General features: G+C 69.7%; 13 protein-coding genes, 1 other RNA gene and 1 pseudogene. 6 read left to right on the top strand and 9 right to left on the bottom strand.

Translation table 11 applies throughout. From position 1 onward, the window contains the following. Positions 1-729: pseudogene (locus IV088_RS18985) on the top strand (glutamine synthetase); the annotation flags it as partial. Between the two features lie 82 nt (positions 730-811). Next, the gene (gene htpX / locus IV088_RS18980) at positions 812-1,681 is read left to right on the top strand and encodes a protease HtpX (RefSeq protein WP_291105381.1); all 870 of its coding nucleotides are present in this window, start codon (positions 812-814) and stop codon (positions 1,679-1,681) included. A gap of 273 nt (positions 1,682-1,954) precedes the next feature. Here the strand turns inward: htpX and IV088_RS18975 are convergent, their stop codons facing one another. Together IV088_RS18975 and IV088_RS18970 are read right to left on the bottom strand one after the other, a co-directional pair. Beyond that, positions 1,955-2,614 carry a hypothetical protein gene (locus IV088_RS18975; protein ID WP_291105380.1) on the bottom strand — a complete coding sequence of 220 codons (660 nt, stop codon included), beginning with the start codon at positions 2,612-2,614 and terminating at the stop codon, positions 1,955-1,957. Between the two features lie 103 nt (positions 2,615-2,717). Further along, positions 2,718-4,553 (bottom strand): NAD(P)/FAD-dependent oxidoreductase, encoded by a 1,836-nt coding sequence (locus IV088_RS18970; RefSeq protein ID WP_291105379.1) that lies wholly within the window; start codon positions 4,551-4,553, stop codon positions 2,718-2,720. 140 nt (positions 4,554-4,693) lie between these two features. Here IV088_RS18970 and IV088_RS18965 point away from each other — a divergent pair, with 140 nt between their 5' ends. From IV088_RS18965 to rnpB, 3 genes are all read left to right on the top strand, one after another. Then, positions 4,694-5,296, top strand: a complete 603-nt coding sequence (locus IV088_RS18965) for a DUF2239 family protein (RefSeq protein WP_291105377.1) — start codon at positions 4,694-4,696, stop codon at positions 5,294-5,296. Between the two features lie 41 nt (positions 5,297-5,337). After that, entirely contained in the window at positions 5,338-6,702 is a 1,365-nt protein-coding gene (locus IV088_RS18960) for an MATE family efflux transporter (RefSeq protein ID WP_291105375.1), read from the top strand. Between the two features lie 143 nt (positions 6,703-6,845). Then, positions 6,846-7,207, top strand: an RNA gene (gene rnpB, locus IV088_RS18955) — RNase P RNA component class A. On the opposite strand, the gene IV088_RS18950 is transcribed toward rnpB, so the two are convergent. Next, the gene (locus IV088_RS18950) at positions 7,208-7,900 is read right to left on the bottom strand and encodes a Crp/Fnr family transcriptional regulator (RefSeq protein ID WP_291105373.1); all 693 of its coding nucleotides are present in this window, start codon (positions 7,898-7,900) and stop codon (positions 7,208-7,210) included. A gap of 295 nt (positions 7,901-8,195) precedes the next feature. Here IV088_RS18950 and IV088_RS18945 point away from each other — a divergent pair, with 295 nt between their 5' ends. Beyond that, positions 8,196-8,876 carry a helix-turn-helix domain-containing protein gene (locus tag IV088_RS18945; protein WP_291105372.1) on the top strand — a complete coding sequence of 227 codons (681 nt, stop codon included), beginning with the start codon at positions 8,196-8,198 and terminating at the stop codon, positions 8,874-8,876. 158 nt (positions 8,877-9,034) lie between these two features. Here IV088_RS18945 and IV088_RS18940 read toward each other — a convergent pair whose 3' ends face one another. Genes IV088_RS18940 through IV088_RS18915 form a run of 6 tightly spaced genes read right to left on the bottom strand, consistent with a single transcriptional unit; the run spans position 9,035 to position 13,851 of the window. After that, on the bottom strand, positions 9,035-9,445 hold the full coding sequence (locus tag IV088_RS18940) for a low affinity iron permease family protein (protein WP_291105371.1): 411 nt from the start codon (positions 9,443-9,445) through the stop codon (positions 9,035-9,037). A gap of 25 nt (positions 9,446-9,470) precedes the next feature. Then, positions 9,471-10,271: a metallophosphoesterase family protein gene (locus tag IV088_RS18935; protein WP_291105370.1), complete on the bottom strand. Its 801-nt coding sequence runs from the start codon at positions 10,269-10,271 to the stop codon at positions 9,471-9,473. An 11-nt stretch (positions 10,272-10,282) separates the two neighbouring features. Then, on the bottom strand, positions 10,283-10,603 hold the full coding sequence (locus IV088_RS18930; RefSeq protein ID WP_291105368.1) for a hypothetical protein: 321 nt from the start codon (positions 10,601-10,603) through the stop codon (positions 10,283-10,285). Further along, positions 10,600-12,309 (bottom strand): MBL fold metallo-hydrolase, encoded by a 1,710-nt coding sequence (locus tag IV088_RS18925; protein ID WP_291105367.1) that lies wholly within the window; start codon positions 12,307-12,309, stop codon positions 10,600-10,602. Before IV088_RS18925 ends, IV088_RS18930 begins: the two co-directional genes overlap by 4 nt. A 54-nt stretch (positions 12,310-12,363) precedes the next feature. Beyond that, a complete protein-coding gene (locus tag IV088_RS18920) occupies positions 12,364-13,110 on the bottom strand; it encodes an aspartate/glutamate racemase family protein (protein ID WP_291105366.1) in 747 nt (248 codons plus the stop codon). A 9-nt stretch (positions 13,111-13,119) separates the two neighbouring features. Further along, positions 13,120-13,851, bottom strand: a complete 732-nt coding sequence (locus tag IV088_RS18915; RefSeq protein WP_291105364.1) for a GntR family transcriptional regulator — start codon at positions 13,849-13,851, stop codon at positions 13,120-13,122. Between the last annotated feature and the right edge of the window lie 15 nt (positions 13,852-13,866).

Below are 13,866 nucleotides of genomic sequence, written 5' to 3'. Positions count from 1 at the left end.
AACCAGTACGAGATCAACCTGCTGCACGGCGACCCGGTGGCGGTGGCCGACCAGGCTTTTCTGTTCAAGACCGCGGCGCGCGAGATCGCGCTGCAGCACGGGCTGAACGCCGTTTTCATGGCCAAGCCCATCGCCGGGCAGGCCGGCAGTTCCATGCACCTGCACCAGAGCGTGGTGGACGCGCAGGGCCGCAACGTGTTCAGCAACGCCGACGGCTCGGCCAGCGAGGCTTTCTTTCACTACATCGGTGGCCTGCAGACCTACACGCCCGACCTGATGCTCATCTACGCCCCCACGGTCAACAGCTACCGCCGCTACGTGGCCGGCAGCCAGGCGCCGACCAATGTGCAGTGGGGTTACGACAACCGCACCGCCGGCCTGCGCGTGCCGGTCGGCGCGCCGGCCGCGCGCCGAGTGGAGAACCGCCTGGCCGGCGCCGACGCCAATCCCTACCTGGCCATGGCCGCCACGCTGGCCGCCGGTCTGGCGGGCATGGAGGATCAGCGGCCACCCACGGCGCCGGTGGAGGGCAACGGTTATCACCAGGCGCGCGGTCTGCCGCGAACTTTTGACGCCGCCCATGCACAAATGGCAGCGAGTGCCCACGCGCCGCGCCTGTTGGGAGAGCGCTTTGTGCGCGGCTACCTGGCGGTGAAAGCGCTGGAGCACGACCACTACCTGAATGAAATCAGCGCCTGGGAGCGGCGTTACCTGCTGCCTCAGGTCTGAACTTGAAACGGGGCTGCGGCTTGAATTCGCGGCAGGCCGCCCCCACTATGATCCGTCCGTTGTTTCTTTCCCCGGAGCCCCCATGAAACGCATCTTCCTGTTTGTCCTGACCAACTTCGCCGTGATGGCGGTGCTGATGGTCACCACGCGCCTGCTGGGCGTGGACCGTTACCTCACGGCCAACGGGCTGAACATGACCGCGCTCGCGGGCTTCTCGCTGGTGATGGGTTTTGGTGGCGCGATCATCTCGCTGCTCATGAGCAAGACCATGGCCAAGGCCAGCACCGGCGCGCAGGTGATCACCCAGCCGCGCAATGCCGACGAGGCCTGGATCGTGCAGACGGTGCAGAAATTCGCCGACAAGGCCGGCATCGGCATGCCCGAAGTCGCGATCTACGACGGCGCGCCCAACGCGTTCGCCACCGGCGCCTTCAAGAACTCGGCCCTGGTCGCGGTGTCCACCGGCCTGTTGCAGAGCATGACCCGGGAAGAGGTCGAGGCCGTGATCGGTCACGAGGTGGCCCACGTGGCCAACGGCGACATGGTCACCATGACGCTGATCCAGGGCGTGATGAACACCTTCGTGGTGTTCCTCAGCCGCGTGATCGGCTACGCGGTGGACAGCTTCCTGCGCCGTGGCAGCGACAGCAACTCCGGCCCGGGCATCGGCTACATGGTCACCACCATCGTGCTGGACATCCTGCTCGGTTTCGTGGCCGCCATCATCGTGGCCTGGTTCAGCCGCCAGCGCGAGTTCCGCGCCGACGCAGGCGCCGCCAACTACATGGGCCGCAAGCAGCCCATGATCAACGCGCTGGCCCGCCTGGGCGGCCTCACCCCCGGCGAGCTGCCCAAGACCATGCAGGCCATGGGCATCGCCGGCGGCCTGGGCAAGCTGTTCTCGACCCACCCGCCGATGGAGGACCGCATCGCGGCTCTCCAGAAATTGTGACCCCCCCGCGCCGCGCCTAAGGGCGCGTCACCCCCCAGGGGGCGATGCGAGTGGCCCGGCGGAGCCGGTTCCACCGCATCCTGGGTGGGCCGGAGGCACGCGTTCCGGTGAGACCACCCAATAGAAAGAGCGACCTTGTGGGTCGCTCTTTTCATTTGCAAACACAGCTCCGGTGCGAGGGTCTCAACCCAGAACGCGGCGGAACCGGCTTCGCCGGGCCGCTTGCGTTGCCCCCTCGGGGGGTGACGCCGCAGGCGGCGCGGGGGGAGGGGGTTACCTCCAGTTGCGGTCCCACTGGTTTTCGTCGCGGTAACGGCGACCGCCATCCTGATAGCGGCGGTCGTCGTCGCGGTAGTAGCCACCGGGGCGCTGACCGCCGATGCGCACGATGTCGCGCTCGGGCTGCGGCTGGTAGTAGCCCTGGGCTGGCTGCACGGAGGCCACGCCCACCGGCTGCACGCTCAGGGGCACGTAGCGGCCTGGGGCCCGGTCCATCTGCATGCTGTATTCGCGGCCGGCGTATTCGTAGACCACGTTGTAGGCCACGGTGCGGTTTTCATAGGTGTTCTGCGTGCTGCATTCCTGCACGGTGCGGGTGCGGGACTCGCCCCGGCCTTCGATGTGGTTGCCCAGGATGGCGCCGCCGAAGATGCCGAGGGCGGTGGCGGCCGCGCGACCCGAGCCGCCCCCGATGGCGTTGCCTGCGGCGCCGCCGGCCACGGCACCGAGCAGGGCGCCGGCGCCCGAGCGGTGGGCGGGTTCGCGCACGGTCACGTTCTGGCAGACCTCGCGCGGCACGGCCACCTGCTGAATGATCGGGGTGGTGCTGAGCACGCGGCCACGTTCGCCCTGCGCCTGGGCGGTGGAAGCGGCGGCCAGGGCGATCACGCCGGTGAGGACGGGAATCAGGAGGGAACGGTCAGGGGACTTCATGGAAAGCTCCTTGGTGGATAGGAGCCTCCATCGTGCGGGCCGTGTGTCAAGCCTGTCCGCACCCTGTGTAAAGCTGCGCGGACAGGTGTAACACCCCGTGTCTTCAGCGCGCGACCGGAAGGCCCAGCAGGTCTTTGGCGAGCGCCTCGGCCACCTTGAGGCCGTCCACCCCGGCCGAGAGGATGCCGCCCGCGTAGCCCGCGCCTTCGCCGGCCGGGTACAGGCCGCGCGTGTTCAGGCTCTGCAGGTCGTCGCCGCGCGTGATGCGCAGCGGCGCCGAGGTGCGCGTCTCCACGCCGGTCAGCACGGCGTCGGCCATGTCGTAGCCCTTGATCTTGCGGCCGAACACGGGAATGGCCTCGCGCATGGCCTCGATGGCGTAGGCGGGCAGGGCGGGCGACAGGTCGCCGAGCTTCACGCCCGGCTTGTACGAAGGCTCCACCGCGCCCAGCGTGGTGGACGGTGTCTGTGCCACGAAGTCGCCCACCAGCTGGCCGGGGGCTTCGTAGGTGCCGCCGCCGAGCGCGTAGGCGCGCGCCTCCAGCTGGCGCTGCAGCACGATGCCGGCGAGCGGGTGTGTCTGGCCCTGTGCGGTCATGGCCTCGGCCTGTGTGGCGTAGCGCGTGCCGTCGGTGTCGCCGAAGGCGGCGGTCCACAGCGGCGTGTCTTGCGGGAAGGTCTGCGGAAAATCGCCCACGTCGATGCCGACCACCATGCCGGCGTTGGCGTTGCGCTCGTTGCGCGAGTACTGGCTCATGCCGTTGGTGACCACGCGGCCGGGCTCGCAGGTGGCGGCCACCACGGTGCCGCCCGGGCACATGCAGAAGCTGTAGACCGCGCGGCCGTTCTTCGCGTGGTGCACCAGCTTGTAGTCGGCCGCGCCCAGCAGCGGGTGGCCGGCGTGGCGGCCCCAGCGCGCGCGGTCGATCACGCTCTGCGGGTGCTCGATGCGAAAGCCCACCGAAAACGGTTTGGCTTCGAGGAACACGCCCGCATCAAACAAGAGGGCAAAGGTGTCGCGCGAGCTGTGGCCGAGCGCGAGCACGGCGCGTTGCGCGGGCAGCTCGGTGGTGGCGCCGCTGTCCAGGTGCAACACGCGCAGGCCGGTGAGCTGCTGCTGACCCTCGCCCGCGGGCGCGAGCGTGAGGCCCACCACCTGCTGCTGGAAGCGGATCTCGCCGCCCAGCGCGATGATCTTCTCGCGCATGGCCTCGACCACCTTGACCAGCTTGAAGGTGCCGATGTGCGGGTGCGCCTGGTACAGGATCTCGGGCGGCGCGCCCGCGTCCACGAACTCGCTCATCACCTTGCGGCCGAGGAAGCGCGGGTCCTTGATCTGGCTGTAGAGCTTGCCGTCGGAAAACAGGCCGGCGCCGCCCTCGCCGTATTGCACGTTGCTCTGCGGGTTCAGCAGCTTCTTGCGCCAAAGGCCCCAGGTGTCCTTGGTGCGTTCGCGCACCGGTTTGCCACGCTCCAGCACGATGGGTTTCAGACCCATCTGCGCCAGCGCCAGCGCGGTGAACAGGCCGCAGGGCCCGAGGCCGATCACCACCGGGCGCTGTGCCTCGCTCGCCGGCCAGCCGGCCGGCGCGTGGCCCGGCGCGCGCCAGGCCATGTCGGGCGTGGGCTGGATGTGCGGGTGTTTGTCGTGCTGCGCCAGCAGGCCGGGCTCCAGCGCCGGGTCGGCCAGCGTCACATCGACGATGTACACCGCCAGCAGGTCGGCCTTGCGCGCGTCGAAGCTGCGCTTGAAGACGTGCAGGTGGGCGATGCCCTCGGGCGCGATGCCCAGCGCCTGCGCGGCGAGGCGGGTGAGCGCGTCCACCGGGTGTGGCGGCGGTGTGCGGTCCGCGTCGGTTTCGGTGGGGGCGTCGGACGCGCGGCGGTGTTCGGCCGGGACGTCGGCCAGCGGGAGCTTGAGTTCGGAGAGTCGGATCATGGTCAGAGGGCTTGTGTTTATCAAGCAGGGGGTGCCTATTGTCGTCAAAGCCGCGGGCCGGCTGGTGGTGCGCGGTGTCTTGGGTGGGTGGGTTCAAATAAACCCGGGTAAAATAATAAAACCCGTGTAGAATTGACCACATGAACCCCATCACTGTGTGCACCTGCACCGCTTTTCTTGGCCACCATCGCGTTGCCCACGGCCCCTACGCCGAGGTGGACACGGCGCTGCGCGCGCTGGACCTGAGCGTGGGCGGCCTGCTGGTGTTCGACGACACCAGCGGCGCCCTCGTGGACCACCCCTGGCCGCCGGGTCACGCGCCGGCCCAGCCCGCCGAGTCGCCGGCCGACGCGCCTCCAGAGGCCGCGGCGCCCGGCGTGGGCCGTCCGCGCCTGGGCGTGGTGGCGCGCGAGGTCACGCTGCTGCCGCGCCATTGGGAGTGGCTCGCGCAACAGCGCGGTGGCGCCTCCGCGGCGCTGCGCCGGCTGGTGGAAGAGGCCCGGCGCAGCCAGGGCGACCAGGACGCGCAACGCCTGGCCAAGGAGCGCGTCTACCGCTTCATGAGCGCCATCGGCGGCGGTCTGCCCGGCTTCGAGGAGGCCTCGCGGGCATTGTTCGCACAGGACGGCGCGGCCTTCGCCCACCGCACGGCGCACTGGCCTGCCGACGTCAGGGACCACCTCGCCTGGCTGGCGCGCGACGCCTTCGCCACCGCACCGATCGTGGCCACCCGCACCGCCTGAGCGCTGCCCTTCCACCCATTCCCTTTTTTCAGCTTCCGACCATGCCACCCCAACCTTCCGGACCACCCCAAGCCCTCTGGCGCATCTACCTGATGTTTCTCGCCCCCATGGTGCTGTCCAACTTTTTGCAAAGCTTCTCGGGCACGCTCAACGGCATCTTCATCGGCCAGATGCTCGGCACCCACGCGCTGGCGGCGGTGTCGGGCATGTTCCCGGTGTTCTTTTTCTTCATCTCGCTGGTGATCGGCCTGGGCGCGGGCGCTTCGGTGCTGATCGGCCAGGCCTGGGGCGCGCGCGAACCCGAGAAGGTCAAGGCCATCGCGGGCTCGGCGCTGGCGCTGGGCGCCTTGATCGGCATCGTTGCCGCACTGCTGGGCAGCGTGTTCGCCCGCGAGGGGCTGCAAGCGCTGGGCACACCGGCCGACGTGCTCGACGACGCCACCGCCTACGCGCGGATGATGATGTTGCTGATGCCGCTGCTGCTGCTGGTCATCCTCTACACGCAACTGCTGCGCGGCGTGAGCGACACCGTGACGCCGCTGCTGGCCTTGCTGCTGTCCACCGGCCTGGGCCTGCTGCTGACGCCTTCGCTCATCAAAGGCTGGCTGGGGCTGCCGCCCATGGGCATCCAGAGCGCGGCGCTGGCGGGCTTTGTGTCGCAGGCGGCGTCGCTGTGTTTCCTGGTGTGGCGCCTGCGGCGCAAGGCCAGTGTGCTCGCGCCGGACCGGGCGCTGCTCAAGTCGCTTCGGCTGGACGGCGCGATCCTGGCCCAGGTGATGCGCATCGGCCTGCCCACCGGCCTGCAGATGGTGGTGATTTCGATCTCGGAGCTGGTGATCCTGTCGCTGGTCAACGGCCACGGCTCGCAGGCCACGGCGGCCTACGGCGCGGTCACGCAGATCGTCAACTACGTGCAGTTCCCCGCGCTCTCCATCGCCATCACCGCCTCCATCCTCGGCGCGCAGGCCATCGGCGCGGGCCGGGTGGAGCGCCTGGGCGCGATCCTGCGCACAGGGCTGTGGATGAACGTGTGCGTGACTGGCTCGCTGGTGCTGCTGGGCTACGCGCTGTCGCACGGGATGCTGGGCCTGTTCCTCACGCAGCCCGAGGTGCTGGCCCAGGCCGAGCACCTGCTACACATCATGTTGTGGAGCATGTTGTTGTTCGGCTTCCAGTCGGTGGTGGGCGGCATCATGCGCGCCAGCGGCGTGGTGCTGGTGCCGGTGGCAATCTCCGTCGCCTGCATCCTGGTGGTGCAGCTGCCGGTGGCCTACGGGCTGAACCAGCGCTTCGGGCTGGAGGGCGTGTGGATGGCCTTCCCGGTCACCTACGCGGCCATGCTGGCGCTGCAGACCGGCTACCACCAGCTGGTGTGGCGCTTCAAAAAGATCGAGCGCCTGGTGTGAGGGCAGCGACCTGCGCAGCGGCGGAGCGTGGGGGAAACGGGCCAGTCGCCGGGCCGCCCCCAAGGCAGGCCCAGCCCCCTCGGGGGGCAGCGACCCGCGCAGCGGCGGAGCGTGGGGGCTTTTCCATTGGATAATCGCCATGTGAAGCGCGCCAGGCCGTCGCTGGCACGAGACCCGAAAGGGTGTGCTGGAGGAACGTCCGGACTGCACAGGACAGCGCAGGAGGTAACACCTCTCCACCGACAAGCTCGATGAGTTCGCTCAAAGGGCCCTAAGGTGAGGATCAGAGCAACAGAGACGAGCCGATTCAGTTCGGGTGAAACGGGCAATCTCTGCGCGCAGCAATACCAAATAGGCCAGCGTTGATGTGGTTCCGCGGAGCTGGCGGGTAGGTAGCACCGAGCCGGGTGGGTGACCCCCGGCCCAGAGGAATGACGGTCACGTTCAGGGCCCCCGCAAGGGGGTTCGGAACGCACAAAATCCGGCGTATCGGCGCGCTTCACACTTATTCTTTGTCGCCATCCGGCCCGACTGGGGCGCCCTGCGGGACGTGCGCCATGGCGGTCAGTCCTGCCAGATCCAGGATCTGGATGCGCCCACGGCGGTAGTCCACCAGGCCCATGTCTTTCAGGTTTTTCGCCGCCTGCGTGATGCCCGCCCGGCGCACCCCCAGCATGTCGGCGAGGTGAATGTGCGTGAGCTGCAGTTCGGCCTGGTGCGTTCGCGCCTGGCTGAGCAGGATCCAGCGGGCCAGCCGCGCCTGGATGTCCTGCACCTGGGCCGACGCGGCCAGTTCGGCCACCTCCTGTGAAATCCCCCAGAGGTAACCCGCAAACGTCCGCAGCATGCTCAGGCGCCGGTCCGACAGGCGTTGCAGCGCAGCGCCGTCGGCGCGAAAGGCCGGGCCGCTGCTTTGAACCTGCAAGGTGAAATGGCCAGCACCCAGACCCAGCGCAAATTGCAGACCCACCGCGCCCTCCCAGCCCGCGAGCCCGACCGCCAGTCCCACGCCACCGCCATTGCGCATCACCAGCGCCACGCTGGCGCCGCTCAACAGGAAGTAGACGTGGCCGCTGGTCGTACCGGGAGCTGAAAGGATGTCACCTGCCTTGAGCGCCACCGGCTCACATCGACGCAGGAGCAGGCCCTGATCGGCGGGTGGCAGTTGCGCCACCAGGCCGTTGTGCAACAAGTTCAATCCAGCGCCCGTTCATGGTTGAAAGACCACATTTCGACGAGAGCCGTCGGGCCATGTCTCTGTGGCGGACCGGCGCCCGCTGCGCTGCAGTGTACGTGGCCCGCGCCGTTGTCACCGGGGGCTGTCGGCCTGGTCTGTCGCTCACCGCACGGGCTCGCGGACCGCGGCCAGGCGCCTTTTGTACGGTACCGAACAGTGTCCGGGTGCTTTGCGCCTACACTGGCCCACCGACGGCATCCCCGCTTCGGCAACCCCCCTCTTTCTTCTGAACGCCCCCTGGGCGGGAGCACCGAACTTGACCGTCGAACACCCGACCAACCGGGTTCTGGCCGCGCTGGCCCATGGGGATCGCGAGCATTGGCGGCCGCACCTGGAGCGGGTCGACCTGCTTCCGGGGCACACGCTGCTGGCGCCCCGCACACCGATCGACTTCATGGTCTTTCCCGAGGGCGCCCTCGTGGGCCTGTGGCATGCGGGCGGGTCGGACGGCACGGAGGCGCCGGTGGCCCTGGTCGGCGACGATGGGGTGGTGGGCATCGCCCCGCTGCTGGGTGCCGCCGACCAGCGCATGCGAGCGGAGGTGTTGCACCCGGGCGCCGCGTGGCGTTTGCCGGTGGCGCTGCTGAGCACCCATCCTTCGCCGGGCAAAGGCCTGTTGCCGGTGGTGTTGCGCTACCTGCAGGCGCTGAATGCGCAAATGGCCCAGGCCGCCCTCTGCCGGCTTCAGCACACCCCTCACCAGCGCATGGGGCGCTGGCTGCAGGACGCTTTCGAGCGCATGCCCGACACCACCTTGCACATCGAACCCGAGGCCCTGAGCGCCTGGCTGGGGGCGGCGCCCAAGGCCGTGGCACAGGCCACCGAGCAATGGATCGCCGCGGGGGCGATTTCACGCGGCGAGCGCGGCATCACCCTGCGGGACCGCGAGCAGCTGGCCCGGCGCTCGTGCGGTTGCCACCAGCAGGTCAGGGAATAGAACCGCCCTCGGTTGCCTCCCCACCGGTTCCGTTTCCATGCGGCCGGAGCGCCACCTCGACGCGTGAAGCGGTGCGGCCCAGGGCCCCGCCGGGCCGGCTGTGCCGGACGGCCCGTGCCGCCCCTGGGGGAGACGCGAAGCGGCGCGGGGGTGTCACTTCACGTGTCCGGTGTGTCGGTGTCCTTGAACCCCTGATCCAGCTGGGCGCGGGCGGCAGCGGCCAGGGCCTGGTACTTCGCTCGAAACGCGTCCAGGTTGTCTTCTTCCAGTTCTTCCAGGTCCAGCAGGGCGTTGTGCGCGCCTTTGGTGGCGCGGATGAGCTCGTCCAGCTTCACCTGGATCGCCTCGGTGTCGCGGTTCTGTGTGTTCTGGATCAGGAACACCATCAGGAAGGTGACGATGGTGGTGCCGGTGTTGATGACGAGCTGCCAGGTGTCGCTGAAGCCGAACAGTGGCCCGGTGACCAGCCACACGGCGATCACCGCGACGGCCAACGTGAACACTCGCGGCCGTCCGCAGAAATGCGAGGCGGCCTTGGCGAAGCGCGAGTACCAGCTGGTGTTTTGCATGGGGGTCGTCGTTGAACGGTTTGACTCAGGGTCTGGGCATGTGACCCGTGCGCAGCGCGTGTGACCAGTCGGGTCGACCCCGCTGATCGCCCAGCGAGGCCATGGATTCAAAGTCGTAGGCCACGCTGATCAGATCGCAGGTCCAGTGGCCATTCCTTTCTTCCACCACCGCGTAGCGCGCATCGGGGCTGCCGGTTTCGATGCGGTGGTAACTTGAGTGCGGGTAGGGGTGGTCGTCGTCGTAGGCGGGCTGGCCCACGCTGCCGGGGTTGACGATCAGCAGGCCGGTGGCGGTGCGCACCGACCGTGGGACGTGCGAATGCCCGCAGGCCAGCAGGCGGATGTGGGGCGGAATGCGCCCATCCAGTCGCTCGTCGATTTCAGCCACCGTGGCCAGCCGCGCGGCTTCGCCCACCGGCGTCTCCAGCAGGTACTCGATGTCGCTGCGCGGGCTGCCGTGGCACAGGGCCACGTCGCGGCCCAGCCGCTCGGGCCACATCTCGCCGCGGTGCAGACGCGGGTCGCAGGGGTCCGGGTGGCTGGCCAGCCAGCGCTTGTCGGCGTCGGTCAGCTGGCCGCTGGTGTAGGCGTCAGACGCGATCTGTTGCGGCAGGGGCAGGCGAAGGACCTGCCGTTCGTGGTTGCCCGCAACGTGCAGCCAGGGCAGGGCGCTCAGGCGCTGGGCGGTTTCCCGTGGCAACAGGGGGCCGCTGACGGTGTCGCCCAGGTTGACCACCTGGTCCACCTGTCGGCCCACCATGTCTTCCATGACGGCCTCCAGGGCCGCCAGATTGCCGTGGATGTCCGAGACGAACGCAAGGCGCATGGTCTGGGCTTTCAGCGACCACCGTCCACCAGCCAGCGCACGAAGTGATCGGCCTCTTCGGCGCTCAGCCGCTCGTGGGCGGGCACGCCACCGAACAGGTGGTGTTCACGCAAGCGCTCCGACAACCTCGCTGTCTCGGCGTCGTTGCCCTTGGCTGACGCCATTCGCGCGGCCAGGTCGGCGATGGTCGGGGCTTTGCCGCGCGGCGGCGTGCCGTGGCAGTTCAGGCAGCCTTTGTCGAGGGCCAGGTTCATGCTGGCCCGGGCGGCCAGAGGAAGGGCGCCGGCGGCCAGCACCAGCGCCAGGGAAACGGCACGGACACGGTGCGTCATGCGTTGAACCCCCCCAGGCTCTGGATGCGCTCGACGTGCGCCTGCATCGAGCGTTTGGCCACCGGCCAGAGCCGCTCGGGCACGTCGTCGTAGGCCAGTTTCACCCAGTCGTCCACCGTGCCCTCGGGCCGCGCCTGCATGGCGCGCGCCACCTTGGCCTCGCGTGCCAGGCGGTGGGCCTTCAGGTGGGCGATGGCCGCACGGGCGCCGCCGTGCTCCGGGGCGCTCGGGTTGTCGGGCGTTTGCGCCAGGTCGCCGAGCACGTAACCGTGGGCCGGCAGGATGAAGTCCACGCCGTGCTGCGCGCACAGGCGGTCGAGCTTGTCGAGCGAATCGAGGTAGTCGCCCATGTGGCCGTCGGGCGGATCGATCACCGTGGTGCTGCCGTTGAGGATGTGGTCGCCGCTGAACAGCAGGCCGTCTTCTTCCAGCAGCAGGCACAGGTGGTTGGCGGCGTGACCCGGCGTGTGCACCACCTGCAGCGTGTGGTTGCTGAGCCGGTCCCCGTCGGCCCCGACCAGCACCAGCCGTTCGCCGTCGGCCAGCGAACGCTCGGGCGTGAAGCGGCTGTTTTCGCGCGACGTGGGGGCGCTGGGCAGGCCCAGGATGGGCGGCTTTCCCAGGTCGGCGGCGACGCACAGCGCCTGCAGCCGCACCGCGCCGGGCGAATGGTCGGGGTGCGAGTGGGTGCAGACGATGGCACGGATGTCGCCGCCCGCCGCGCGCCACAGGCGCTCGATGTGGCCGGCATCGTCCGGTCCTGGGTCGATCACGGTGTGGCCGGTGGAGGGATCTCCGACGACGTAGCTGTTGGTGCCGGGGCCGGTCATGAAACCGGGGTTGGGCGCCGTAAGGCGTTGCACGTTCTTCAGCAGCGGCACCGGGCGCTCGGTCTGCCAGGCCAGCTCGTGAACGATCTGGCCGCCCGGGCAGACCATCGCCAGTTCGCCAAAGGGTTGTTCGTGCTCCATGTGGCGCGACTCGTGGCCGTTCATCAGGCCGGCGCGCGGGCAGCTGGTGAACAGCGGTTCGTCGTTGACCGCACAGGCTTCGAGAACGGCCTGAACCGAGGGGTAGGCCTGCAGCCGCTCCAGCGTGCGGATGGTCGGGAAGATGATGAAGAACTGGCCGGCGGCGTGGCGGGCCAGCGCGTCGGCCGGGCGCACCCAGACCGGCTCGAACTGTTCGGATTCGTCGGCCACCGGCTCCTGGCCCTCGGGCATGCGCGCCACCAGAAAGGGCACGTCGAAGCGGCGCGGCAGGTCGCGGTCGGTGATCCAGTGCGCGAGCACGAAGACCTCCGCGCCGGACAGTGTCAGGTCCTGAGAGGCGCATTGCTCGGCGAACGGCGCCTTGCGGTCGAGACGGGCGATGTCAGCGGTGCCCAGGTGCGAGCCGTCGGCGCGCCGTGCGAGCAGGATGCCCAGCTCTTCGAAACTTTCACGGATGGCAGCAATCGCCTGGGTGAGGTGCAGGTCGCTCTGCGTCGCGCGGCGCGTGGACTGGCCGTGCGCTTGTGCGTCGGCAGCGTCAATGCCGCCGCCGGGGAACACGTAGGCGCCGGGCGCGAAGCTCGCCGTCATGGAGCGGCGCGTCATGAGCACTTCGACGCCGTCGGCGCCGTCGCGCAGCAGCAGCACGGTGGCGGCGGGGCGCACGGCAGCGGGCGTGCGGGCGGGGTGGAGCAGTTGGGTGGGGCGGACCATCCGGCCATTGTGCGACAGCCTAAGCATCCCGGCTGTCGCCTTCACGGGGCCGGATCAGGTTGCTGAGGTCGGCGCCAGTGCGGTCATCTCAGTCGACAAACCTTGCCAGGCGATGTCGAAGCCCGGGGTGCGGCGCGCCGGCGGCAGCGGTGGCGTGCGCAGCGCCCAGTGGGTGCCGGCGGTCACGCTGTCGATCACCGGCACGGGCACATCGCCCTGGATGGCGGCGGCCATGCCGGCCAGACCCGCGCCACCCAGGATCACGGCCTGCACGCCGAGCTGGTGGGCGGCGTCGCGGCAGGCCTGGGCCAGCAGGCGGTGGGCGGCGGCCGGGTCGGCGGCGAGCTGGGCGCCGGTGGGCACCACGGTGTGGATGCCGGCGAGCTGCTGGGCCTGGCCGAGCGCCTGCGCCAGGCGCTGCAGCATCGGGCCCCAGCGCTCGCCACCGGTGACGATGGCGTAGCGGCCGTGGCGCGCGGCCTCGATGAAGGCGGCCTCGGCCAGGCCGGTGACCGGCGCCGGGCTGGACTCGCGCAGCGCCATCAGGCCCGGGTCGCCGAAGCAGCCGATCAGCACCGCGTCGGGCGCCGGTTCGGGGCTGGCCAGCGCGGCGGCCCAGGCGTCGAGCGCGGCGTGGCCGGCCACGGCGTAGCTCGCCTCGTCGGCAATGTAGGGCGCGCCGAAGCGCGCGGTCACGGTGCGCACCTGCACATGCAGGCCGGCAGCGGCCTGCACATGGGTCTGCAGCAGCGCGCTCACTCGCTCCGAGGTGTTGGGGTTGATGACGAGCAAGTTGCGCATGCCGGGCATTCAGGCAGCAAACAGTTGCAGCAGATTGGGCGCCGCGTCGGGCGATGGCGAAAAGCTCAGCTGCGACTCCAGCCGCTCCAGGTGCTCGCGCATCAGGCGCGCCGCTTCGCGCGCATCGCGCAGCTTGAGCGCGGCGAGCAGGGCGCGGTGTTCCTGGCAGCCGCAGGCGGTGGCGTCGTCGCGCGCCTGGCTGTGCGGCGCGCTGTAGGTCATGAGGATCAGCGAGGTGCGCGAGACCAGCTCGCGCAGGATGCGACCCAGCGTGGCGTGGCCGGCGTGGTCGGCGATGTGCAGGTGGAAGTCGCCGGAGAGGCGGATCGCCCGGCGCATGTCGCCCGCGGCGCGCGCGGCCTCTTCGTCGCGGATGCAGCGGGTGAGGGTCTGGAGGTGGGCGGGGGTGGCCACCGCCACGAAACGCTCGACCAGGGTCGGCTCGATCAGGCGCCGCACCTCGAACACCTCGCGCGCCTCCTGCTCGGTGGGCTGGGCGATGGACGCGCCGCGGTTGGGCGTGAGCGTGACCACCTGCTCGTTGGCCAGCCGCACCAGCACCGGCCGGATGCGCGTGCGCGAGACACCGAAGGCCTCGGCCAGCCGGTCTTCGACCAGCTTGGTGCCGGGTGGGAGCTGGTGGTCGAGGATGGCCGAGACCATGCGCTCGTAGATGTCGTTGTCCGTCAGCGACGCCGGGCCTTCTGCTGCGGTCGGTCGACGGGTTTTTGGGCTGGTCATGTCGGTGGCTTTTCC

The organism is Hydrogenophaga sp. (genome assembly GCF_018780075.1).
Taxonomy (GTDB): domain Bacteria; phylum Pseudomonadota; class Gammaproteobacteria; order Burkholderiales; family Burkholderiaceae_C; genus Hydrogenophaga.
Note: the sequence above shows the minus strand (reverse complement) of the source record. Positions and strands in the feature narration are given on the sequence as shown.